The organism is Nitrospira sp., from assembly GCA_024998565.1.
Taxonomy (GTDB): domain Bacteria; phylum Nitrospirota; class Nitrospiria; order Nitrospirales; family Nitrospiraceae; genus Nitrospira_A.
In genome coordinates, this window is the sequence record JACOEM010000005.1 from 39,412 (window position 1) to 64,469 (window position 25,058).

At 57.8% G+C, this 25,058-nt stretch carries 19 protein-coding genes; 13 read left to right on the forward strand and 6 right to left on the reverse strand.

Annotated elements, in window-relative coordinates; all coding sequences use genetic code 11:
* Positions 1–24: 24 nt before the first annotated feature.
* The 12 genes from H8K11_09710 (at position 25) to H8K11_09765 (ending at position 16,333) form a co-directional block, all read left to right on the forward strand.
* Positions 25–1,866, forward strand: coding sequence for an oligosaccharide flippase family protein (locus H8K11_09710; protein ID MCS6264020.1), 1,842 nt, complete (start codon positions 25–27; stop codon positions 1,864–1,866).
* Positions 1,867–1,880: 14 nt separating this feature from the next.
* A complete protein-coding gene (locus H8K11_09715; protein ID MCS6264021.1) occupies positions 1,881–4,307 on the forward strand; it encodes a tetratricopeptide repeat protein in 2,427 nt (808 codons plus the stop codon).
* A 12-nt stretch (positions 4,308–4,319) separates the two neighbouring features.
* Positions 4,320–4,931: a polysaccharide biosynthesis/export family protein gene (locus H8K11_09720; protein ID MCS6264022.1), complete on the forward strand. Its 612-nt coding sequence runs from the start codon at positions 4,320–4,322 to the stop codon at positions 4,929–4,931.
* Between the two features lie 3 nt (positions 4,932–4,934).
* Positions 4,935–6,170 carry a hypothetical protein gene (locus tag H8K11_09725; GenBank protein MCS6264023.1) on the forward strand — a complete coding sequence of 412 codons (1,236 nt, stop codon included), beginning with the start codon at positions 4,935–4,937 and terminating at the stop codon, positions 6,168–6,170.
* 12 nt (positions 6,171–6,182) lie between these two features.
* On the forward strand, positions 6,183–7,952 hold the full coding sequence (locus H8K11_09730; protein MCS6264024.1) for a lipopolysaccharide biosynthesis protein: 1,770 nt from the start codon (positions 6,183–6,185) through the stop codon (positions 7,950–7,952).
* A 125-nt stretch (positions 7,953–8,077) separates the two neighbouring features.
* Positions 8,078–8,902, forward strand: coding sequence for a CpsD/CapB family tyrosine-protein kinase (locus tag H8K11_09735; GenBank protein MCS6264025.1), 825 nt, complete (start codon positions 8,078–8,080; stop codon positions 8,900–8,902).
* 7 nt (positions 8,903–8,909) lie between these two features.
* Positions 8,910–10,310 (forward strand): AAA family ATPase, encoded by a 1,401-nt coding sequence (locus tag H8K11_09740; protein MCS6264026.1) that lies wholly within the window; start codon positions 8,910–8,912, stop codon positions 10,308–10,310.
* Between the two features lie 34 nt (positions 10,311–10,344).
* A complete protein-coding gene (locus H8K11_09745; GenBank protein ID MCS6264027.1) occupies positions 10,345–12,495 on the forward strand; it encodes a bi-domain-containing oxidoreductase in 2,151 nt (716 codons plus the stop codon).
* Between the two features lie 312 nt (positions 12,496–12,807).
* Positions 12,808–14,085, forward strand: coding sequence for an AAA family ATPase (locus H8K11_09750; protein MCS6264028.1), 1,278 nt, complete (start codon positions 12,808–12,810; stop codon positions 14,083–14,085).
* A 489-nt stretch (positions 14,086–14,574) separates the two neighbouring features.
* Positions 14,575–14,835 (forward strand): type II toxin-antitoxin system ParD family antitoxin, encoded by a 261-nt coding sequence (locus tag H8K11_09755; GenBank protein ID MCS6264029.1) that lies wholly within the window; start codon positions 14,575–14,577, stop codon positions 14,833–14,835.
* Entirely contained in the window at positions 14,835–15,281 is a 447-nt protein-coding gene (locus H8K11_09760; GenBank protein ID MCS6264030.1) for a type II toxin-antitoxin system RelE/ParE family toxin, read from the forward strand. Before H8K11_09755 ends, H8K11_09760 begins: the two co-directional genes overlap by 1 nt.
* A gap of 329 nt (positions 15,282–15,610) precedes the next feature.
* Positions 15,611–16,333, forward strand: a complete 723-nt coding sequence (locus tag H8K11_09765) for a response regulator transcription factor (GenBank protein ID MCS6264031.1) — start codon at positions 15,611–15,613, stop codon at positions 16,331–16,333.
* Here the strand turns inward: H8K11_09765 and H8K11_09770 are convergent.
* Positions 16,301–17,164 (reverse strand): CHAD domain-containing protein, encoded by an 864-nt coding sequence (locus H8K11_09770; GenBank protein MCS6264032.1) that lies wholly within the window; start codon positions 17,162–17,164, stop codon positions 16,301–16,303. The two genes, H8K11_09765 and H8K11_09770, sit on opposite strands and share 33 nt — an antisense overlap.
* Before the next feature lie 119 nt (positions 17,165–17,283).
* Between H8K11_09770 and H8K11_09775 the strand changes: the two genes are divergently transcribed.
* Positions 17,284–17,781, forward strand: coding sequence for a histidine phosphatase family protein (locus tag H8K11_09775; GenBank protein MCS6264033.1), 498 nt, complete (start codon positions 17,284–17,286; stop codon positions 17,779–17,781).
* 293 nt (positions 17,782–18,074) lie between these two features.
* On the opposite strand, the gene H8K11_09780 is transcribed toward H8K11_09775, so the two are convergent.
* From H8K11_09780 to H8K11_09800, 5 genes are read right to left on the reverse strand one after another with little or no spacing between them, the layout of a single operon-like run.
* On the reverse strand, positions 18,075–19,628 hold the full coding sequence (locus H8K11_09780) for a Ppx/GppA family phosphatase (protein ID MCS6264034.1): 1,554 nt from the start codon (positions 19,626–19,628) through the stop codon (positions 18,075–18,077).
* Positions 19,629–20,297: a phosphate signaling complex protein PhoU gene (gene phoU / locus H8K11_09785; GenBank protein ID MCS6264035.1), complete on the reverse strand. Its 669-nt coding sequence runs from the start codon at positions 20,295–20,297 to the stop codon at positions 19,629–19,631.
* Between the two features lie 20 nt (positions 20,298–20,317).
* The gene (locus tag H8K11_09790) at positions 20,318–21,181 is read right to left on the reverse strand and encodes a phosphate ABC transporter ATP-binding protein (protein ID MCS6264036.1); all 864 of its coding nucleotides are present in this window, start codon (positions 21,179–21,181) and stop codon (positions 20,318–20,320) included.
* Between the two features lie 18 nt (positions 21,182–21,199).
* Positions 21,200–22,828 carry a phosphate ABC transporter permease PstA gene (gene pstA, locus H8K11_09795; GenBank protein ID MCS6264037.1) on the reverse strand — a complete coding sequence of 543 codons (1,629 nt, stop codon included), beginning with the start codon at positions 22,826–22,828 and terminating at the stop codon, positions 21,200–21,202.
* 13 nt (positions 22,829–22,841) lie between these two features.
* Positions 22,842–25,046 (reverse strand): ABC transporter permease subunit, encoded by a 2,205-nt coding sequence (locus tag H8K11_09800; GenBank protein MCS6264038.1) that lies wholly within the window; start codon positions 25,044–25,046, stop codon positions 22,842–22,844.
* Positions 25,047–25,058 lie beyond the last annotated feature (12 nt).

Consider the following 25,058-nt stretch of genomic DNA (forward strand, 5'->3'; position numbering starts at 1 on the left):
TTCTGGTCGGTATTGAGTATTGCAGTGGGTAAGGGCGCAAGTCTCATCGCCCAGCTCATCCTCGGATGGCTTCTCGCCAAAGAAGATTTTGCGCTGTACGCCATCGCCATCTCCTGGTCGACCATCGTGATGGCGCTGAGAAACGGCGGGACCCAACGCCTTCTGATACAGAAGGGGACACAATATTCAGACCTGGCCGTGATGTATTTGAAGTTCGCCCTCCTGTTCAACGTCGTTGGCTTCGCGATCCTCATGGCGGCGGCTCCGATCCTCTCCGGCCTGTACGACAGTCATTCCCTGCGCGTAATGGTGTGGATTCTCGGGTTGTCGCTGCCCTTGAGTACGGCTGCCATGATTTTCCAAGCGAAACTGTCAGCCGATCTGGAATTCGCCAAGGTTTCCCGCCTGATCATCCTGTCATCGCTCGCCCGGCATGGGTCTATGGTCGTGTTTGCGTGGCTGGGCCTCGGGCCGCTGAGCTTCGTGTTGCCGCTGTGTGTCGTGGCCCTGGTGGAAACGGCGCTTGGATGGTACTGGGCTAGACGCTGGCCGCCGAACCGGCCACTGACCTGGCCTTCCATCTGTGGGATTTTCCAGGACAGCCGGTGGGTGATGCTCACCGCATTGGCAAGTGCACTCACCATCAACGGTGATTATCTTGCAATTAGTCTCCTCCAGAGCAAAGAACTGTTGGGTGTCTATTTTTTTGGGTATCAGTTGAGCCTCGCCCTAGTGGCATTGGTCACAAGCAGCCTGGACACCGTCATGATGCCGACGTTCTCCTCCCTGGGCCACGAAACCTCTCGCCAAACGGACCTGTTTGTAAGAGGAACTCGTCTCCTTGCCGTGGTGTCGACCTTTGCCTGTTTCGGCCTTGCGCTGGCCGCTCCGGCGGCGATTCACGGTCTCTGGGGAGGAAAATGGGACGAGGCGATTCCGGTGGTGCAGATCTTGTCGCTGGCAATGCCGGTGCGCCTCATGATTCCGCTGTGTCGAGCCATGTTGGAGGCCCGCGGGCAGTGGAGGCTCGTGTCGGTCCTTTCTATATCCGACGGCATAGGGATCACTATGGCGGGCGCCGTTGGTGCCCTTGAAGCCGTCATCGTGATCTACGGGATACAGGCGGTGATGGTGGGCCTCGCCTATCTTCTGCGCTGGCAATCCGATACCCTGATTTTTGCCATGTATGGCGCCTTTGCCACGGCCATGTTCGCCCTGTTCGTCACAACTGAGCGGCGCCGTGTTCCGTTGTCTGTTTCATCGAGCGGACGTGTCCTCTCCGACACCAAACTGGCCAGGGCAGGATTGTGGCTCAGCGATATGGCCCCGAGATTTCTGGCCGTCGTTGTGCCGTTTTTTTTGGTCGCCAATGTCTTCCTGCCCGGGCACGTGCCAACGGATGTCGGATTCGCTGCCATCAGTCTCTTTGTGGTCGTCATGGCAGGTCCATGGTTCATGCCCCAGTATCGCTCCCATTTTGTACGAGGAGGGCTGTATGTGGGTAGCGCCTTTCTGATGTATATGGGCGAACAATCCGGCATGTCCGACATCTGGCCTATCTACGTCACTTACAATACGCTCTTGGCCCTGATTGCCCTCCTGGTGTTGTTGAGCATGCGCTTCAGCCGTGGTAATCGATTTCAAACTACACCGTTGGATTATCTGATGGTATTTTTCGCCTTGATCGTCCCCCTGCTGCCCGAAATGCGTGCCGATATGCCGACTCTGAGCATTCTGGCGGCCAAACTCATTGTGTTGTATTTCTCATTTGAACTGTTGCTCCATACGTTTACAGATCGAGTCAAGCAATTGGGGTTCCTGTCTTTATGGGTCCTATTCGGATTGGGTGTAAAGGCATGGCTCTAGGAGTGAGACAACCAGTGCATCGTATGTTCCCCATGACCGGACTCCAGCCTGCCCCCCGCAGGCTGGTCACCATCATCATCGGGCTGGCGTTGATACTCACCTCGTCGGCCTGTGGGGGCCCGCAGGAGCGCAAGGCCCAATACCGCGCCAAGGCGCAGGATTACATCCAGGCGGGGAACTTTCCGAAGGCCCGTGTAGCATTGCGAAACGTACTGAAGATCGATCCCAAAGACGCCGACGCCTATTTTATCGTGGCACAGGTCGAAGAAAAGGAAGAGAACTGGCGCAATGCGGTCGCCAACTACCAGCAGGTCATCGATATCGTACCGGACCACAAAGAGGCCCTCATTATCTTGGCCAAGTACTACCTCGAGGCCAAACTCGCGGATGAGGTAGGGCGGACGGCCGACAAGGTTCTCAAAAAACATCCGCAAGACCCACAGGCCCAGGCCCTGAAGATCGCCTTGCTCGCGCAGCAGGACAAGATGGATCAGGCGATGGTCCGGGCGGAGGAACTCAGTAAAAAGTACCCGACCGAGCCGGATGTCGCAATTCTCCTGGCCACGCTATATGGTCAGAACCATCGCTTGCAGGATGCTAGAGCGACGTTGCAACGTGCACTCCAGGCACATCCACATCACCTGGATCTCCTGCACAATTTGAAAACTATCCTCGTCGAAGCTCACGACGACAAGGCCACGGAGCAGGTGTTGCGCCAGATCATTCAGGAAGAGCCCACGATATATGACCATCGGCTGAAACTGGCCAGATTTTTCGAACAGCTCAAGGCGACTGATCAGGCCGAAGCCGTGCTGCGCGACGCGCTCAAGGTGTTCCCTGAGAACGACCAGGCCTGGTTGGCCTTGGCTGATTTTTTAAACATGCGCCGGGGAAAGGAGGCAGCACGGGTTGCACTTCGACAAGCTGCCGAACTGCTGCCATATTCGACTCAAATACCATTCGCATTGGCAGCGCTGTATGAGTCTCATAAGGATCTCGCGGAAGCCAAGCGGGTCTATGAAACACTTGCGAAGGACTACGTCAGGAAGCCGGCGGGGTTGGATGCGGAGGTCAAAATCGCACAGCTCGACTTCCACGCCGGACGTCAGGCGGAAGCCGAGCAACGACTGTCGGAAGTCTTGCGGCAGAATCCTCGTTCGGCTCAGGGATTGATCCTGCAGGGAAAGATGGCCTTGATCGGACGAAACGGCAAGGACGCGGTGCAAGCATTTCGGACGGTGCTTCGCGATCAGCCGGAACTCGCCCATGTGCAGTACCTGCTCGGCCAAGCGTACTTAATGACGGGTGACTCATCGTTAGCCCGTGAGAGTTTCGAACGGTCCGTGGCACTTCAGCCCAGTCTGGTCGAGGCTCGATTCGCTCTGGCTATGATGGAGAGTCGAAGTGGACAACCGCAAAGCGCCAGGGCGCGCTTGAAGGCCATCCTGACATCTCATCCCGATCATCGGGAGGCGATGGAGCTCTTGTTCGGTTTGGACCTTGCGGCCGGAGATTGGAATCACGCCGCGTCGATTCTAAGTCGCCTACGGCAATTGCAGGGAGAAAGCGCCGCTGTCCTTATGGCGGAGGGTAGATTATTCGAGAGCCGCAAGGATTTTGCCGGGGCCATCGCGGCCTATGAGCGTGCGGCGACAATGGCAGTCGATGCTCAGGGACCTCTGGTGGCCGTCATCCGACTCGATCTTCAACAGAAGCAACCCGAACGTGCAAGACGCCGCCTAGAGGGTATCATTGCCGCACATCCCAATCATCCCTACGCCCATGGCCTGATGGGAGAAGTCTTGACCCTCATTGGACGGCGGGATTCGGCCATGGCCCAATTCCGTGAAGCGATCAGAATCAATCCGCGCTGGCTCACCCCTTGGCTGGACGCGGCGACACTCTCAATGGCACAGGGACAGGCAGACAACGCGGTTCGAACCCTGAAAGAGGGCTTAACCGCAAACCCCGCCAGTGAAGAGTTACACATGTTGTTGGCGTCCGTGTTGGCGAGCCAAAATTCAGTTGATGAGGCCATTGCGGCCTATGACGCCGTACTCCGCATGAATCCGCGCAATATTTTCTCGGCCAACAATCTGGCGGCACTGTTGGCGGATCACAAACACGACGCGCCGAACCTGGAGCGTGCGTTTTTGTTGAGCCGTGAATTCGAAAAAGACGCCCCGTACCCACTGTTTCTCGATACGCTGGCATGGGTGCGACTAAAAATGGGGCATCTCGAAGAAGCGCTACGCATCATGCGACAAGCGATTGTGAAAGCCCCGGATCTCCCGACACTTAATTACCACCTTGGCGCGGCGCTCTATCAGTCGGGCCGAAATGTGGAAGCCAAGGTGTATCTCGCAAAAGCGCTCAAGAGCACAGAACAATTCCAAGGGCGACGTGAAGCGCAAGAATTGTTCGCCCGAACGAGCGGATAGGAGTCGTGAACCATGCAGCTGAGTTTCAAGATCGTTCAGAGAATTACGTTAGGATTGCTCATAGGAATGTTTCTGACTGCCACTGTAAGCTGCCAATCCGCTGACGTGCGCGGGGCCTCTCAGGAGGTATCCAATTCCGACCAGGGGTACCAGCTCGGCCCTGAAGATGTCCTGCTCATTTCCGTCTGGAAAGATGAGCACCTGACAAGAGAGGTGGTCGTCCGGCCGGATGGCATGATTTCTTTTCCACTGGTCGGAGATGTCTCGGCCGAAGGTCGAACGGTGGAGGAACTGCGCATAGACCTCGCCAAACGATTGATTAAATATATTCCTGCCGTCAACATCACGGTGGCCGTTCTCAAACCGCTGAGTTACAAGGTCTATGTCGTAGGACGGGTAGCGAAGCCCGGCGAATTCCTGGTCGGCCACTATACCGATGTCCTTCAAGCTTTGAGCCTCGCCGGCGGATTGACCCCCTTTGCGGCGGAAAACGATATCAAGGTCGTGCGCCGGGTCATGGGACAGCAGCAGACCTTTCCGTTCCGGTACGGTGATGTGCGGAAGGGCATTGATCTGGAACAGAATATCATCTTGCAGCGCGGCGACGTCGTGATGGTGCCGTAACTCGTGAAGTTGTCGTTGCTGAGTTGCAAGAGGGTGTTGAGAGATTCGACGTCGAGAAGACATCTGTCTGATTTTTCGATTGCGGCTCTGGTCTTGGCCATCACCGTTCCATGTCTGGCGGCCGAATGGTCAGTGGTGCCGTCATTGAGCACGAAGGCCTACTATAACGACAATCTTTTGCTGACCCCGTTACCCCATGATCCAACATATGGATACTGGATTTCCCCGGGGGCCGAATTTGCCGGTAAGACCGAGCGTCTGGAGGTGAGCGGCAGAGCCGCACTCGATTTCGTCGACTACTATGGTGGAGAAACGACTAGATTCACCAATGTGTTCCTACCTCTTAAAGTGCGATATCGGACCGAGAAGGACGAATGGGGTTTCAAAGGAGGCTTTACCAGAGATAATACCTTGATGGGCGAGTTGTTGACGACCGGCATCGTACTACGATTTACCCAACGGAATCTCTGGAATCTCACCCCCAGCTGGACCAGAATGATCACCGAAAAATTGGCTTTTCAAAGTACATTTCAATTCACCGATGCTAGTTACCAGGACGGCGTGCGGTTCGGCTTAGTCGACTACCAAGTGTTCGGTGGTTCAGCCGGCTTTTTATATCACTTCACGGAACGTGATGATGTCCAGGTAGCGGCCACCTATACCAATTTTCATACAACGAATGCTCCGTTTGGATTAAGGGCCTATTACCCTGGAACCCTCTTCTCTTTCAATCACGCGTTCACCGAAGGCCTAAAGGTCACGGGCTACGGAGGCCCACGTTTTCTTAGTTCCACTAGCCAGTTGGGTGGACTGAATCAAACTACAAAGGACACGATCTGGGTCTATGGTGCCAATTTGACGCAAGAGTTTGAAAAGGCCAGTGTGCAACTGAGTATAACAAGGGACATATTCCCCAGCGGCTTCGGCAGTTTAGTTAAAACTGATCGTCTCGGGGCAGTAATTTCTTACGATGTCACGGAAAGTCTTACCGTTTCTTTAGATGCTGCAGGATACATTGTGTCTGGAGCCAGTTCTCAGGTCGGAGGAAGGTCACTCTCCGAACAACGGCTTATCTATCTTTCACCGAAATTGATGTGGAACATATCAGAATGGTGGAAGGCCGAAGCCTCCTATGGTTATCGGTGGCGGGACATCGATACACTCAGCGAACCGGTGATGTCCAACATGCTCATGTTTATGTTGACGTACTATCCGCCAAAACTCGCGATCTCGTATTAGAAGGATATTTCTATGCAGGACCAACAACGGTTGCAGGACTCAGAATCCTCTGTGACCCTTCAGGATTACCTCAAGGTAGTTCGTCGAAGAAGCACAATCATTCTGCTCGTTGCGGGACTTTTTCTGACCTTGAGCATCGCTGCGGCTATGCTGTGGCCGCCGACGTTTAGGTCTACCGCCACCATTCTGATCGAAGAACAAGAAGTGCCTGCAGAGTTGGTCCATAGCACCATTACGAGCTACGCCGATCAGCGGATCGAAATGATCAAACAACAGGTGATGAGCCGCTCCAGCCTTTGGAAGGTCGTGGAGCAGTACAATCTGTATCCCGAAATGAGACGCGACAACCCCACCGAAGGGGTCATCAAACGTTTCATCAAGGACATCGAAGTTGAAGTCATCAGCGCCGATGTGATCGACAAACGGACGCAACATCCGACCAAGGCCACCATAGCCTTCACTGTTTCCTATAATAGCGGATCGCCTGAAACGGCCCAACGGGTGGCCAATGAGTTGACGAGCCTGTTTCTCGGCGAGAATCTCAAAAGCCGCGAACGGCAGGCGCAGGAAACCACCACGTTCCTCAAGCAGGAGGCGGAGAGCCTCGCGGCCCATATCGAAGAGGTTGAAGCCAAGTTATCCAAGTTCAAACAACGAGCGGCAGGTGCGTTGCCCGAGTTAATGCCCCTGAATCTCCAGATGATGAACCAGGCCGATCGTGAACTGATGGACCTCGACCAGCAAATTCGCAGCCTCGAGGAACGCAAGTCGTATCTTGATGGGGAACTGGCAACCATCAAGCCGAATACCCCCATCCTCTCCGTCACGGGAGAACGTATCCTCGATAGCGTAGAGCGGTTGCGCGGGCTCAGGGCCGAATACGCCGGAGTGGCCGCGAATCTTTCACCCGATCATCCGGACGTGATTAAGATGAAACAGGAAATCACAGCGCTGGAAAGGGACACCGGTGCGAACCCGGAAACCGAAGAGATCGCCAAACAATTGACCGATGCCCGGGCCAGGCAGGCCACGCTCGCCGACCGCCTCGGGCAGGATCATCCGGACGTGCTCCAGACGAAACGCACGATCGTCGCGCTGGAACGGGAATTCCGCCGGATCGGCACCAGTGCCGGCAACAAGCCGTTGCAGCGACCGGAGAATCCGGCTTACATCAATATCCAGGCTCAACTCAATTCTGTGAATTCTTCCCTGCAAGCCTTGAAAACCAGTCGCGCGACCGTCAAACATAGGCTTCAAGATTATGCGCAACGCATTGAGCGGACACCGGCACTGGAACCGGACTATTTGACGCTCGCGCGCGACCGCGACACCTCCTCTCAAAAGTACCAGGACATTCGCTCCCGGCTTCTGGAAGCAAAGGTGTCGGAGGGCCTCGAAGTTCAGCGAAAGGGCGAGCGATTTTCTCTTATCGATCCGCCGGGACTGCCGGAGTCGCCCGAGAAGCCCAACCGGAAAGCTATTGTGCTGTTGGGATTCATCCTGGCGCTGGCGGGAGGAGCGGGGGCCGCCGCGCTCACGGAGCATCTCGACCATTCAATTCGTACCCCTGAACAACTGGCGCGAGTGTCGCAGGCCTTCCCCCTGGCGGTCATTCCTTACATGCCCAATCGGGCAGATCTGGCTCGTGCACTCGCCAGAAGAAACAGGATTCGTCTCGCGGGCCTGGGAACGGTGGCCCTGTTGTTGCTCATCTGCCATCTGTTTTGGACCCCGTTAGATGTGGTGTGGTACGCAGCGCTTAGAAAATTCGGTATCGAGTAGGAGCAGGATGGTGAAAACGCCCACCAGCTTTCTCAAAGGTTTAGGCTCAGGCCGAGGCTGAGATTGCAAGAGTCTGCTGAGCTCACTCTTGACCTCGACCTCAGCCTAGCATGAAAGGGATTACCATGGAATGGTTTCAAGCTGCGCTTGATCGATACAAACAGCAACAACACCAGGGCCATGCCGCTCCTAAGCCCGAACGTACCCACTCCATGCGATCCGTGCCGGCCCCTATCGTCTACACACGTACGCGATCGGTACAGGTTCCCGAGCCGGTGTTGCGTGAACAGCGCATTATGGCCGGATTCGACGCCGGGCCATTCGTAGATGCCTTCAAGATTTTGCGCACACAAGTCATGCATCGGATCCGGGAAAAAGGCTGGAATGTCATCGGCGTGACCAGCCCGGGCGAGGGGGAGGGAAAGACCTTCACCGCGGTTAATCTGGCCGCCAGTCTGGCCATGGACGTGACGCAATCCGTGCTGCTGGTCGACGCGAATCTCCGGCACCCCAGCGTGCATGAGATGTTCGATCTGGGTGAGTGCCAGGGACTGGCCGACTATTTGCTGGACGATGTGCCGATCGAACAATTACTGGTGCATCCCGGTATCGGCCGCTTCGTTCTTCTGCCCGGAGGACGGGCTGTGTCGCACTCGGCGGAAGCATTGACGTCACCGAAGATGTTGGCCCTGGTCGAGGAGTGCAAGCACCGCTACCAATCGCGTATGATCCTGTTCGACCTACCGCCGCTCTTGAAGACCTCGGACGTCCTGGCTTTTGCACCCCATCTGGACGCTCTTTTGTTGGTGGTGGAAGAGGGGCGTACAAAAGCGGAAGATGTGGAACGAGCGCTATCGCTCATCAAACCGTCGACACCTGTGCTGGGGACGGTCGTCAACAAAGTGGGCCACGCGACGGCCACGCCGGCGACCATGAAGAGAATGATATAGGCCATCGATGTATAAAAGCTTCTACCGCCTCCACAGCAAACCGTTCTCGCTGCTGCCGGACAGTGAGTTTCTCTATCTTGGTTCGACTCACCGCACCGCCTACAGCCTGTTGGAGTACGGCCTCCTCACCGAAGCCCCATTCATGGTGCTGACCGGCGATCCCGGAATGGGTAAGACCTCGCTGCTTCAAAAATTGATCGCGGATACCCGCGACGCCTTTTCGATCGGCTTCCTCACCAATGCCCGCTACGATGTGGATCATCTGCTGCCGTGGATTCTCTTTGCGCTTGGTCTGAATAACAAACAAGTCGATCCGGTCGAAGCCCAGCATCTCTTCGCCAATTTTCTTGCCCAGGAAAGGGCACGACACCGGCGGGTGGTACTGATCATGGACGAGGCGCAAAATCTGGGCGTCAAACTACTCGAGGAGTTGCGGTTGCTCTCCAATTTGAATCAGGAAAAGACGCTGCAACTACAAATTATCCTCTCCGGCCAGCCGGATCTGCAAACACTCCTGCGCCGGGTCGATATGACCCAGTTCGCGCAGCGGGTCGTGGTCGATTACCATCTGCAACCTTTCACGGAGGAAGAAGTCGCGCACTATATTCGCCACCGTATCCAGCTCGCAGGATCGACGCAACCGCTCTTTAGCGCCCCGGCTTGTGCCTTGACCTACCGTTTGAGCCAGGGAAATCCACGTTTGATCAACCAAGTGTGCGAAATGGCCTTGACCTATGGGTATGCGCAGCAGGCCGCGCGGATCACCGCGAAACTGCTGGCGCAGGCGGCGCTCGATCGACGAAAGAATCGAATCCTGCCGCTGGCGGAACTGGACGATCTGGAAGAGCTCGCGGCAGGGAAGGATGCGGAGGAGCCCGATGCACAGGAATCCATCGCGCACTCTCTGCCATCGCGTGAGTCTCCACCGCAAATCGAGAGCCAACAACCTGTCGGCGCGGCAGAACCCTACTATCAGCGGGGAATGACGCTCCGGAAATCTCAGGACTATATCGCCGCGATCGCCCAGTTCGAGCAGGCCGCACGCGACCCGGCCTACCACCTTCGGGCATTTGGACAGATCGGGCTCTGCTACCGGGCGCTTGGTCTTGTCCCCCAGGCCGTGGCGGCATTTCGAAAGGCCTGCACGGATTACAGCGCGCCGCGCACGCAAAGTTTAAGCGTACGGTATCTGTTGGGGCGAACCTTGGAACAGTTGGGAGAAAAACCGGAGGCTCTTGAGCAATATCGCCTGATTTTCCGCACCGACCGGACTTTCAAGGACACGGCCGTTCGCCTCTCAAGTCTGGAAGGGGATCAGACCCGCGAGGCAGGGCAGCCGGGTACCCACTCCTGGGGATTCGGACAAGCCTGGAAACACGTCCGGCAGTTGCTGAAGGGAAACAGTTGATCACAGAACCATTCCGGCGCCGGCCGTCTCTTCCATGAAACAAATTCTTCAACATAAACGGTCCGGAGCGGTGAAGGTAGAGGAGGTCCCTCCGCCTTCACTGCGAGGTTGCGGGCTGCTCGTGCTCAATGAAGCCTCCCTCATCAGCCCGGGAACCGAGAAGTCCACGATTCAGAGCACGAAAAAGTCGCTGGTGGGTAAGGCCATGGAACGCCCGGAGAAGATCAAGAAGGTCCTCTCCGCGATTCAAACAGACGGACTCGCGCTCACGCTCTCCCGCGTGTTCGATAAACTGGACTCGCCGGCCTCGTTGGGCTACAGCTGCGCGGGCACCGTGCTGGAGGCTGCTCGCGACGCGGGATCCTTTACGGTCGGGGACCGCGTTGCCTGTGCCGGGCAAAACTATGCGTCCCATGCCGAAATGATCTACGTGCCGAAACATCTCTGCGTGAAAATTCCGGACGGCGTGGATTCCGAGGATGCGTCTTTTGTGACGCTCGGAGCCATCGCTCTGCAGGGCGTTCGTCAGGCGGAGCCCAGGCTGGGAGACCGGATCGCCGTGATCGGCCTTGGACTGCTCGGCCAACTGACCGTGCAATTGTTGAAGGCCTCCGGTTGCCGTGTGCTGGGATCCGATGTCGATCAATCCAAGTTGCAGTTGGCGAGTGAGTCGGGAGCGGATATGGTAGCGCTGTCCTCCGATCTTGCGGATGCTGCCGCCGCCTTTTCAGACGGCCACGGCGTCGATGCGGTGATCGTCACGGCCAGCACCAAGGATAACGGCCCCATTGAGGCCGCGGGCGAGATCGCGAGAAAAAAGGGGAGGGTGGTGGTGGTCGGCGCGGTGGGAATGAATGTGCCCCGTGAACCGTACTATCAGAAGGAGTTGGACCTGCGCCTCTCCATGTCCTACGGCCCCGGACGCTACGACACGGCCTACGAGGAACATGGGCACGATTACCCGTTCGGATACGTACGCTGGACAGAACAGCGTAACATGCAGGCGTTTCTCGAACTCGTTGCGACAGGGAAGGTGCGCCTCAAGCCGCTGATCACCCATCGCTTTCCCATCGAGCAGGCGGAGTCGGCCTATGCGTTGATGATGGAGGGCTCGACACCCTATATCGCAATGGTCATCACATATCCCTCCGATCGGGCTCGTCCTTTACCGCGAACCATTGCCGTCGGGACAGCGCAGGCCGCTCGCCCGGTCATGCTGGGAATCATCGGAGCTGGAAACCACGTAAAGGATATGTTGCTCCCGCCGCTGCAAAACATGGAACACGTCGGCATTCGCGGCATCTGTACCGCCTCGGGAATCACAGCGAAGACCCTGGCCGGGAAAATCACTGCCGCCTATTGCACGAGCGACAGCCAGTCCATTCTGGATGACCCGGCCATCAACACGGTGCTGATCGGAACCCGCCATGACAGCCACGCCGCCCTGACGATCAAAGCACTGCTTGCGGGCAAGCATGTGTTCGTAGAGAAACCGCTCTGCCTGACGGAAGATGAACTGAAGGACATCCGCTCCGTCTATGAGAAGAAGGCACCCGACGGGTTGCATCTGATGGTGGGCTTCAACCGGCGGTTTTCTCCACATGCACAGGAAGCCGGGAGGTTTTTCGCATCGCGCGTGAATCCGCTCGTCATGCTGTATCGAGTCAACGCAGGACGCATTCCAGCCGATCATTGGGTACAACATCCGGAGATAGGAGGCGGGCGCCTCATCGGCGAAATGTGTCATTTCGTCGATTACATGCAAGCGCTCTCGGCCTCGCCGCCCACTTCGGTGTATGCATCCAGAATCGGACGTCATAGCTCCGGCATCACTGACGACCAATGCAGTATCGTGGTGAATTTTGCAGACGGATCCATCGGCACCATCATCTACACGGCAGAGGGAAGCAGCGAACTTCCGAAAGAACGCTTTGAGGCCCATGCGGACGGCAAGTCGCTCGTCATGAACGACTTCATAGAAACGCAGACGTATAAAGACGGCAAGAGTACCGTGTTCAAGACCGCAAAACGGGACAAGGGGTTTACAGAAGAAATGTCGCGGTTTGTCAAATCCGTTGCGGGAGGACAAGCCCCGGTCATCCCGTTTGAGCAGATCGACGCCGTGACACGGGCCTGCTTCCTGGCCTTACAAAGCCTGCGCTCCGGTGTTGCTTACCCCCTCTGACAAGGCCACAAACAGTGGGCTTTCTAATCGAATACGTTGCTCCCTACGGGCTATCGGTCCAATACACTGCTTGGCCTCGGCCTCAGCGTCTCACTCACGGTGAAACTAAATTCTGAAGACGAATGTAGTTGACCTCTCCTTCCTTATTCCGTAAGTAGGAAGCTATGTACGAACGTTTCTACAATCTGACGCTCAAACCGTTTACCCTGGTTCCGAACCCTGATTTCCTCTATCGAGGCGAGACCCATCGTCTTGCGCTGATACGGGATCCTTGCCCATCCCGGGTTCGTCGTACTCACCGGAGAACCCGGGATGGGCAAGACCACGCTCATCCAGCAGATCCTTGCCGAGCATCGGAACCATTTCACGACCGGACTCATCACGAATACCCATGCAGGAATGGAAACACTCCTGCCCTGGATCCTGCTGGCCTTCGGTCAGAATGAGAAGAGTCTGGATAAGCTGGAAGGGTTTCATGCCTTGCAGCAGTTTCTGGACAAGGAAGCTTCTGCCAAGCGACGCGTGTTGTTGATCGTCGATGAAGCACAGAATCTCGGCGCGAATCTCTTGGAGGAACTGCGCCTGCTCTCCAACCTCAATAAAGACAAGGCGCCCATCCTCCAGATTATTCTCTCCGGACAGCCGGATTTACGACAGCTCCTCCAACGCAAGGACCTGACACAGTTCGCCCAGCGCGTGATGGTGGACTACAGCCTCGAACCCTTCAAAGAAGAAGACAGTCTGGGTTACATTGCCCACCGCCTGCGAGTCGCGGGCCGCGAGGAACCGATCTTCACGCACCATGCCACTCGTATGATTCATCGGCTGACCGGCGGCATCCCACGCCTGATCAACCAACTGTGCGATACGGCCCTGACCTATGGTTTCGCAGAGGAGGCCCCGTTTCTTTCAACCAAGATCGTGGCGCAGGCGGCGAAAGACCGGAGCAAAGGGGGCATTCTCCCGCTCACGGACACCGATGCTCTCACGGCGATGACTCCGGAACAGGATGCGGCAGAACAGGCTCAGCTCGCCACCTTCGCATCCCGAACCGCTTCCACTCCAAGCCTCGGCGACCGATCAGTCAAGACCGTGGAGGCTACCACAGCAGCCCATCCGCCAAGCCATGACGCGGGGGAGGCCTACGAACGTGGCCTGGCGCTCAAGAAAGTCGGGTTGCATAAAGATGCGCTGCAACAGTTTTCCCTCGCCGCCCAGGATGCGGCTCTGACATTCAGGGCCATGGCGCAAGTCGGCATTTGCCTGAAATCCATCGGCCAGTCTGAGGAAGCAGCCATCGCATTTCGAAAAGCCCTGCAGGCACAACGTGTCGCGTCCGCCGACACCATCCAGGTGCGGTACCTGCTCGCGCGCACACTCGAATCCTTGGGACGAATCGACGATACACTTGAGCATTACCGCTGGATCAGGCGGGAAGAACCCACGTTCAAGGACGTCGCCGAACGCATCGATCGTCTGAGCGGTCGCCAGGCTTCATCGCCTCGTGGCGGCGAGAAGAACGGCGAGTCCACTGGATCGAACATCCCCTGGTTCAAACACCTGCACCGTATTTTGGGCGCCTCGAAATAGCCGCTTTCTGCCTCGCCCAGTCCGCCGACCGTTCGCTTTCTGCGTATGTCTGCCGTCCACCAGCCCATGGTTGATCTCGTTCCGGGGTAGCGATTCGTACGCTTTCCCCAATCTGAAACGGTCTGAAGGGAAAACGTTCTGGTTACGGTGCATGGCCTTCCGGTTAGACCGTACCGTGGACGCAAGTCCACGCGATGAAGATCCGCCTGAGACGCGCCGGGCATCGCAGTCGCTATCGGCTGCGACAGCAGGTGGTCGAATCCCGTATTTGGCCAGATTGTGTCTTCTGATCAAACCAGCCACCAGCATGCTGCAAATCAGTCACCTGTAATGCTCGAACGCTGCCACCCACAATGCCCGAAACCAACCACTGGAATGGCCGGCAGAGTGTTCATTCAATCCATTTTCAATGTTCTCACGAGGCATTGAATGACAATTCTTGCTATTATATGCCATTCGTGGCATCGTGGACGCGAAAGGAGGTGCGCCGTGCAGAGCATGAACATTTCTTTACCCGACCCCTTGAAGCAGTTCGTGGATGGGCAGATCGCCGAAGGCCGCTATAGCAGCGTGAGCGAATATGTGCGCGAGCTGATCCGCGCCGACGAGAAACGCAAAGCCGAAGCACAACTCGAAGCGAAACTATTGGAAGGACTGAACAGCCGCGAGAGTGAAATGACACCAGCTGACTGGAGTGCCATTCGCCAAGAGGCCTTGGCGAAGCTGGGAGCACGAAAGAAGCAGCGCTAATGCCGACGGCCTACCAGCGGGCGGGAGCCAGGCGCGACCTGGTTGAGCATTTCGTCTACCTGACGGACAACGTGGGATTGGACACCGCGGAACGCTTCCTGGCCAACGCCGAAGCCAGCTTCAATGATCTCGCTGAACAGCCCATGATGGGTGCACCGCTGACACTGCAGCATCCCGCCCTGGCGAACATGCGCAAATGGCGCATCAAGGACTTCGACAACTACCTGATCTTCTACCTCCCGCATCCTGACAGTGTGTCGATCATACGTGTGCTGCATGCGGCACGAGACTGGTGGAGCTTGGACGTAGCTGGGCATGGAGTGAGAGCGCACAGCGCCTCGTGCAAGACGCCGGATACACGTGATGGATTGCGATGTGAAAGACTACAGCAGCGATTCTTGAAGCCGTCCACGGCACGGCGAGGGGACGGCATAAGGCCGGCGTGATGGAGCCGCTCACGCTGAGCGAATTGGCCGATGCCATGCTCGGTCGGTGAGTGAGTGGGGCCATCCGGATCACACTGTGTGAGGAGTCCATGCGGAAGTTACGCACGCAAGGGGAAGTCGGCCAGGTAGAGGACGAGACCACTCCCGCGTTAGCCAGGAGCGGTGGCTAAATCTCGTCAGAATGCCTGGCTGGCTTCGAGTAGAACAGATGGCTGCTTTGGAGCATGACGAATGCCTGGTGTGACCGGCATACGCCCACGTTCTCCGTATCCTTCTCCGTCTCAAGTTTCTCCTTCGCTGAGCCGATCATTCATTTGAGGACTGTCTCCATGGGTTTAGAAATCATCGAAATTGTCGAAGATGACCAGGGTCAGGCTAAGCTGTTGGATCAGGTCCTTCGGCAAGCGTCGTTCCGGACGAATGTCGCATTCGATGGCCCGTCCGCGATGCAGGACGTGTGGCGTATCAAGCCCTCCTTGATCATGGCCGACGATAACTTGCCCGGCTTGACCGGACGGGAAATGTGCAAACGCCTCCGGCAGGACCCTTCCACAAAATACATTCCCATCATTCTCATGTCCGGCTATTCATCTGAAGAACGTCGTGTCGAGGCACTCGATGGCGGAGCCGATGACTTCATCGTCAAACCCTATGCAGCGGGCGAACTGGTCGCGCGCGTGAGGGCGCTGCTGCGCCGATCTCAGCAGGGACAAGGACAGGAGGAGGAACTCGGTGAGGATCTCGCCTTGACGGAGAGTCTGTACGTGGCGGTGTACCGCGGGCAGAAGTTGACGCTATCCGCTCATGAATGGAAATCACTGCGGCGACTGACCAGTACGGTCGGAAGCGTGGTCCCGCGCGAAGAACTCAGCACGCTCCTCTGGGGGGACGACGCCCTGATGCATGACGGGGAAATCGACCGGTGCATGGAGCAACTGAATAAAAAACTGGCCGGGGAGAGCCCGGCGGCGGGACACATCAAAATGGTTCCCGGCGGCTTTCGTCTGATCATCCCTTCCTCAGAGAAGTCGGACATTGTCCAGGCTCAGTAACGCGCCTTTCCGATCGCCCTCGCTCCACAGCCGGCCTGCGGCCAGTGCGTCCAGCAACCAGGCCAACTCTTCCGGCACTCGTCTGGCTCGGCGACGAGCCCGCTTCCAATCCCGTTCGATTCGTGTCTGCACGGTGAGGTTCAGCTTCTTGCCCCAGCGCCTGAAATCCGCCCTTTCCTCATACCGCCCCAATAGGGCCTGCACCTGTTTGATCCGTTTCAGCCCATCCTGTTTGGTTGCCCCTTGTCCCGGCAGCCATTCCGTCTGATAGCGGACCGTCTTCAGGGCGAGGCGCAGAGCATGGAGACGTTTTCGACGAGGCTTCTCCGAGGCCTTCTCGATCAGCCGCGAGAGGACGCGCTCATGCTCGTGCCTCAAGACTTCCAGTCGGTGCTTCAGGGAAAGACCCGGGGAAGTGATCAGCGGAAGCGCCTGCTTCCAGACTGCCTGTTCAATCTTGCGATAGGCCTGCGCGCGAGTCAGCTTGTGTTCCCGTCCGACGATCCAGGCCTCGACGGCTGTGATGTCCGACTCGGGTGCTTCAATCTTCATCAGATATTGCCGGAAGACTTGCAAAGCCCTCAGCCGACTCAAGCGACTCACGGTCTGAGCCATCACCGCGGCGCGGTTACGATTGTCACAGAGCTCCAGTAATGCTTGAAGTCTACGGCAGTGGGTGCGAATCGAGTGGATGGTATCAGCGGTGCCGTCGCCCGCCATCGCGTGGCGTATCAAACGAAGCACCGTGGCTTGGTAGGTGGCAGCCGCCTGAACGACTTCTTGCCCGAGACTGGCCGGTGCTGTATGAATAGGGGAGCGTGGTCTTCTCATGGCAGCCTCACAGTGGAAGTGAGAGAGGCCGGCCGGAGAGCAGCGGCAAGACTTCGAGTACCGATTGAACTAGTAACGGCCACCTGACCACCGACTTTCTTCCTGCCGGAGGATGCCCGATGGACTGCCTCTTCTTTCGACATGGTATCGCGATCGAGCGTCAGGAGTGGAGCGGGCAGGAACAGGACCGTCCACTGACCGACAAAGGCGCAGCGCGAACCCGAGAATCCGGCAAGGGACTGCTCAATCTGCGCATCAAACCGACGCATATCCTTTCAAGTCCCCTGGCGCGTGCGCACGACACCGCCGCCATTCTTCAACCCTTGATTCGTTCCAACCCGAAGATCCGGATCTGCAGCGAACTCGATCCAACAGCGGCACCTCGCACCCTGTTTGCGCTGCTGGATGCGCTGCCGCCGGACGCCGTCGCGCTCTGTATCGGCCATGAACCTCACCTGAGCCTGGCCGCGGGAATCCTGCTCACGGGAAAGCCCTGCAGCGGCCTGTCACTCAAAAAAGCAGGAGCCTGCCTGATCCACATCGAAGAGTCCGTGAGGCCCGCGGCAGGACGACTCGAATGGTGGCTGACGGCAGCACAACTGCGGGCTCTCGCATGATCACCAGCCGACTCACAAGCCAATCCAACAAGTAGCGAATACCGGTTGCGCATCGTGAAACCGGATCTGCCGGGATACTCGAGACTGCTCATAGAGACAGACAGGGCTTCGCACATGCGCACCGTGCGAGGGAGGGCGGAGGAAACAGAGGCCGACGCGGCAGACGCTTTAGCCCGCATTATTCATGACGGTTCGTCGCGAAATTGTCGAGCCACGTCGCGAGACCGGCGGCCGAAGGCTCGTCGCAGCAGCGGATCGGCGATTGCAGCAGAAGCGCTCATGAATAATGCGGGTTAGGTGACGTCGTCTTCCTGGCTTGTGGTGACGAACTGAACCGGCCGCTTGAACACCTTCTCGAAGAGATCGCTGCGACCCCGCGCCGCCCAGATTTCCAGCTCGGCATCACCCGACACGTCCACCGTGATGACGACGGTCTTGCCGATTTTGACCTCGACATTCCGCACCACCGAAAACTGGCTTCGATCCAATCCGTCGGCAATACGGAGCAGGGCCGACAGCACGTTGATGATGCGCTGATTCCCTTCCGGCAACGCGGTGAACTCACTGTGCTTCCGCGTCGGTACCGAGCGGCGGTGATACCGCGAGACATTCGCCACCAGATCGATTTCCTCGGCGGTGAATCCGGAAAGATCGCTGTTCTTGATCAAGTAGTAGGCATGTTTGTGATGCTGGCGTGAATTGATCAAATATCCGATGTCGTGCAGGATGGCCGCGAACTCCAGCCACTCACGCTCCCGCTGCCCGAATCCGTGCAACGACGTGGTTTGATCGAACAGGCGTAAGGCGAGTCCGGCGACATGGAGCGCATGCGTCTCGGAGACATGGCACCGGCGAGCCAGGGCCAGAATGTTCCGCTTCCGGACATCGGGAATGTCCCGCTCCGCCTGAATACCCTCGTGGTGCCGCTGAATAAAATCGTAAATGATCCCTTCCCGGATCGCCTTGTCGCAAATCGTCAGCTCATCTTTCCGTAACAGGTCGAGCAGAATTCGAAACACCATCGTCGCAGGAAGCAGCGTATCCACGCGTTTGGGATCAAGCCCCGGCATGGCCAGCCGGGTTTTCAGCGTGGCGTCGGCCAGACGTTTTTCAACGGCGGCAATTTCTTTCGCCGAAATTTTCGTGAGGTTCAGCTGCTGGAGCGGGCGGCCCGTGCGCTGCAGATAAATGACTTCGGCCAGGTTGCCCGCCATCCCGGAAGTGGCGATGATCTGCTCCACGCGTTTTGTCTTATAGGTACCGAGCGCCTGCTTGAGTTGACCGGTCACAGCCTCTTCGAGTTCGTGCAGCATCGCCTTAGAGGGCGGCGTCTTGGTCAGATACAAATCTTTGAGCCGAATCGCTCCCAACTTGAGGCTGCGAGCCTGATAGATCGTTTCCCGGTTCCCGACGATCACCTCGACCGAACCGCCTCCGATATCGATCACGAGGGTAGGCGGCTCAGGGAGAGCGACGCTGTTCTGCACGCCAAGGAAGATTAAGCGGGCTTCCTCTGCGCCTGTGATGACCCGGACCGTCAACCCGGTTTGTTGTGCGACATGATCGAGAAATTCCCCGCCGTTTCGCGCCTCTCGTACCGCGCTGGTCGCCACGCCTTCGATCCGCTCGTAGCCCTTGTTCCTGGCCAGCGTGACCAGGTTCCGGATGACTTCGAGTCCGCGCATCATCGCCTGGTCGGAGAGGCGGCGTGACGTGAACACCCCGTCACCGAGACGGGTCATGTCTTTGAAGCGGTCGAGAATCTTATAGGTGTAGTCCGGCTGAACTTCCGCCAGGACCATATGAATGGAATTGGTGCCGATATCGAGGACGGCCAGTTTGGGCATCTACATGCTCGCAGAGGGAGCTACGTGCCGGATGTTCTTGCCTTCAACCATGTAGACGACAAGCTCCGCAATATTGGTGGCATGATCGGCAATCCGTTCGAGCGACTTCGCCACGAAGGTGAGCCGGATCGCGCGGGTAATGGTCCGCGTATCTTCCAGCATAAAGGAGAGCAGTTCTCGAAACAACTGCTCGTTCACCTCATCGACAAAGTCGTCGTCCGCGCACACCTTCCGCGCCAGCACCGGATCTGAATTCACGAAGGCATCCAGACAGTCCTTGACCATACGCATCGTCCAATTGGCCATGCGCGGAATGTCGATATAGGGCTTCAGCTGCGGCTCGCCGTTCAGCTCCAGGGCTCGCTGCGCGATGTTGTCGGCCAGATCGCCCATCCGTTCCAGTTCAGACGAAATCTTCATCCCCGTCGTCACGAAGCGGAGATCGCGAGCCGTCGGCTGTTGCAGCGCCAGCAATTGAATGCAGAGTTCGTCGATCTCGACATCCAACGCGTTGACATCGTGGTCCTGCTTGATGACATCGACCGCCAGATCGGAATCCCGATCCACCAGCGCCTGCAGGGCCTGTTGAATCTGCGATTCGACGAGCCCGCCCATACGGAGCAATGTCTGCTTGAGATGCGCGAGGTCTTGATCGAAATGTCGTTGCATGGTCGGGCTCCTCCCGCGATTTATCCAAACCGCCCGGTGATGTAGTCTTCCGTTCGTTTATCGTGCGGGGTCGTAAAAATCGTCTTGGTATCGCCGAACTCTACCAATTCGCCCATCAGAAAAAAACCGCATTGATCCGACACGCGCGCGGCCTGCTGCATGTTGTGCGTCACGATCACCACGGTGTAGGTGTCCTTCAAAGTATAGATGAGTTCTTCGATCTTGCCGGTCGCGATGGGGTCCAGGGCCGAACAGGGCTCATCCATCAGGATGACGTCGGGCTGGACCGCCAGCGCGCGCGCGATGCACAACCGCTGTTGCTGTCCGCCTGACAGTCCCAGGGCACTTTGCATCAACCGGTCCTTTACCTCATCCCAGAGTCCGGCGCCCTGCAGACTATGCTGCACGAGTTTATCCAGAGACCGCTTATCCTTGGTGCCGTGCAGACGCGGCCCATACGCGACATTGTCGTAGATCGATTTGGGAAACGGGTTCGATTTCTGAAAGACCATCCCCACACGCTTCCTGAGATCGGTGACGTCGATGGCGGGGTCGTAGATGTCGACACCGTCCAGTGCCACACGTCCCACCGCGCGCGCCCCTTCCACCAGATCGTTCATACGATTCAGACATCGCAGCAACGTGGATTTTCCGCACCCCGATGGCCCGATGAAGGAGGTGACCGAATGGGTCCGTACCGTCAGTGAGACCCGAAAGAGGGCCTGTCGTTGGCCATAATAAAAGTCGAGATTGCGGACCAGCATTTTTGCATCGACGGAAGTTCCTTGCGCCTCGTGGGAACGAGTGAGACGCGGTTGCGGAACGGTCGGACGCAGTGACAATGCCGGCGCCGTCGGCGACAGACTACAAGTCTGGATATCCATGCGTAATCCTTTCTGTGATCACACTGCCGATGCGGTAAATCGTCGCCGTAAACGGTTGCGTAGCCGCACGGCCGCCCAATTCAGCAACACGACCACGAGGATCAGAATCAGCGTGGTCATATACACCATCGGCTTCGCCGCCTCGACGTTCGGGGACTGAAATCCGACGTCGTAAATATGGAATCCCAAGTGCATGAACTTTCGATCGAGATGCAGAAAGGGAAGGTATTCGTCCAGCGGGAGGGCAGGGGCCAATTTCACCACCCCGGTCAGCATCAAGGGCGCCACTTCCCCGGCCGCCCTCGCCATGGCCAGGATCAGTCCCGTCAAAATTCCCGGTAACGCACAGGGGAGGATCACATGCCGGAGCGTTTCAAATTTGGTCGCGCCCAGTCCGAGCGAACCTTCCCGGAAATCCCGTGGGACCGCAGACAGTCCTTCCTCCGTCGCCACGATCACGACCGGGACGGTGAGGAGCGCCAGGGTCAAAGAAGCCCACAGGATGCCGCCCGTGCCGAAGGTGGGATTCGGGAGCGCCTCGGGAAACAACCATTGGTCGATCGTGCCACCCAGCGCGTAGACAAAAAAGGCGAGGCCGAAGACCCCGAAGACAATGGACGGCACACCGGCCAGGTTGTTCACCGCAATCCGGACCAGCCTCACCAACGGACCCTGTTGCGCATATTCCCGCAAATAGACGGCCGCCATCACACCGAACGGCATCACAGCCAAGGTCATCAGAAAGACCATCAGCACCGTGCCGAAGATCGCCGGGAAGATGCCGCCCTCCGTGTTCGCTTCACGGGGTTCGCTGGAAACAAACAGCCACAGATTGTGGACATAGGCCAGGAGCTTCTCAACCCAATGCATCCCGTTCGGCCGACTGACGGCCAACACCTGATCGAGAGAGAGCCGCACCGTCCGTCCGGTGGAGACGGTCAAAAACAAGACCTCCTGCCCGGCCTCCTTATGCAGCCGCTCAAGCGCCTCAGCCTTGGCGAGATAGTCTCGTTCCAACGCGGTAATCTGATCGATGAGACGCTGGTCTTGTTCGGCATCGCCAGGGCTAAGTCGACCGCTCAGCGTCAACGCATGTCGGGCAAGCCTGGCCTTCTCAATCCGATAGTTGATGGATCCAATGTCTTCTCGCTCCAGATGTTCGATCCGCCGACGTAACTGATTGGCCCGCTCCACCAGCGTCTTCACCGTCGACCATGAACTCCCGCTTGCGCTTCCTGCTGCTGCCCCCTCCACGCCGACCGTGATCCGACCGAAGGCAGGCCCCCACTCACGCCGCTCGACAACCGTGAGATCCTCGGAACGCGCGCTCGACACAATATCCGCGGCATTGATCCAACGATATTCGGACCCGAACACATCCCGATTGCCGACCCGATACCGAAAACGGCGTTGTCCGGACGGCGAGTCCGGCGTGACCGAATTGGGGATGACTTCTTCTCCCACCACCTGACCGATCACCGTCTCCTGCGTCCTCAGCGTCGTTTCCTGCAATGCACCGGGCCAGAATTGTCCCAGGCCGTTGATCATAATTAAGGCAAGCATCCCGGCCACCATCAACAGGCTGAGCGCCACACCGGAGGCCGTCATCCAGACGAACAGTTCCCCGCCTCGCCAAAAGTCCTTCATGAGCTTCGACCGTTCACCCATGGCTGTACTTATCCCGGAGCCGCTGACGAATGAGTTCCGCCAACGAGTTGATGACAAACGTGACGATGAACAAGAGCAAGGCGGCGAGGAACAACACCCGATAGAGACTTCCGCCATGCGGAGCTTCCGGAATTTCCACGGCGATATTGGCCGACAGCGTCCGAAAGCCGTTCGCCCAATTCCAATCGAGAATGGGAGTATTCCCCGTGGCCATCAGGACGATCATGGTTTCCCCGATCGCACGCCCGAACCCGATCATCACGGCGGAGAATATTCCCGGGCTGGCGGACAACAGCACCAGATACAGAACGGTTTGCCAACGAGTCGCGCCCAGCGCGAGCGACCCGGCGATTTGGATCTTCGGCACATTGGACAGCGCCTCTTCGGCAATACTGTAGATGACCGGGACGATGGCAAACCCCATCATGATACCGACGATCAGCGCGTTGCGCTGATCGTATTCGATACCGAGCCGGGTTGAGAGCCAGGCCTTGACGTTCCCATCGAACCACCAGCCTTCGATGGTGGAATTGGCCCAGAGGCAGCCGACGATTCCGAGAGCCATGATGGGGAGCAGCAGCAATGCTTCCTGACCCTGCGGGAGGTGGCGTTTCACGGACAACGGACAGAGGTACCAGGCGAACGAGGCCACGACAACCAGCAGAGGCAACACCAGCGCCATACCGGCCACCGCCGGGAGCATTCGTTCAAGAAGAGGGGCCAGCCAGAGCCCGGCAAGGAAACCGAGCACCACGGTCGGCAACGCCGCCATGACTTCAATAATAGGTTTAATTTTCGCGCGCAGGTCCTGATGCATGAATTGCGAGGTGCACAGCGCCGCCAGAATGGCAATCGGCACGGCGAGAAACAGGGCGTACATCGTCCCCTTGAGAGTTCCGAATGCCAGCGGAAGCAGACCGAGCTTCGGCTCAACATCATCCGACCCGGAGGAGGATTGCCACACATGCGCCGGCTGATCGTACCCCTCGTACCAGATCTTGCCGAACAACGTCTCGAGCGTCACTTCTGGATAGGCATTCTGCACCTGGTACAGAGTCAGTTGCCCGGCCCCGTCCAACGCGATCAACCCGTCGCCTTTCGGCGCGAACGCCACGGCGCGGATCGGAAACTCACTGTTGGCCAGCCGCAACAACGTTTGAGAAGAGGTCGCATGGTGCAGGAACAGATTGCCCTTCATATCGCCGGTCACGAACCCCTTGACCCGTTGCGACGGAGCAAACGCGGTGACCGGCGCATTGTGAGGGCGGAGGGTATGGATTTGGGTCAGTTTCCAACCGGACGGGGCATCGGCGCGTCGCACAAGTCCCCAGGTCGAGACCGCACCGTCCTCAGACATGACCACCAGGCTACGATCGCCACTCAGAAACCCCAACGTCGTGACGGCCGTCGAGGATGCGGCGACAGTATAGGCGGCCCTCATCTCCGGCGACTCCGTCTCGGACAAGGCGACATGCACCACCTGTCCGTCCGCGGTTCCCACATACAGATTTTCAAGTAACGCATCCAGGGCGAGAGCCGTCACCGCACCTTTCGGTTGCGGCAGTTCCGTGATGATCGGATGGTCGCCCGCCACGTCATCCGCCGCTATGCGCACGACGAGCAGCCGGCCGCCCTTCGACAGGAGGGCCAGCAGACTTCCTTGATCATTGGCCCGGTAGGCCAGCCGGACGATGGGGCTCTTCGTCAGTGGAATAGGTTGACCGGCGCGAATATGCGGGCGCTTGCGTCGCTCGCCTTGATCGGTAAATTCCGTCGTGGTGCCGACTTTCAAGAACAGGATTTCACCATCGGCTGTGCCCACGGCCAACCGCGGAGCATTGCCGCCTCCGGACGCCATCGCCGTGATCTGGCGGCTCGTTACCTGTGCCGGCATCTCCAACGGGATGGGTTGGCCCGATGCCAGATCGAAGAACTGAATGGCTCCTGATGTGAACACCTGCGCGATCTCACGATGTTCATCGACCGCCACCTGAGCCGGACCTTCGTCCACAAGCAGGGCAGGCACACTCAGGCGTTGAGTCAACTTCGCGCTCGGCGCCGTGAACAACGGGGTGACTTCGCGAAACAGAAAAAAGAAGATCCCGAGAATGCTGACGATGGTCGCCAGCCCACCGACGGTAATAATGGCCCGGGCAAGCCGATCGAACAATGTTCGGAGATGCACAGGCCTCAGCATCAGTCGGAATCG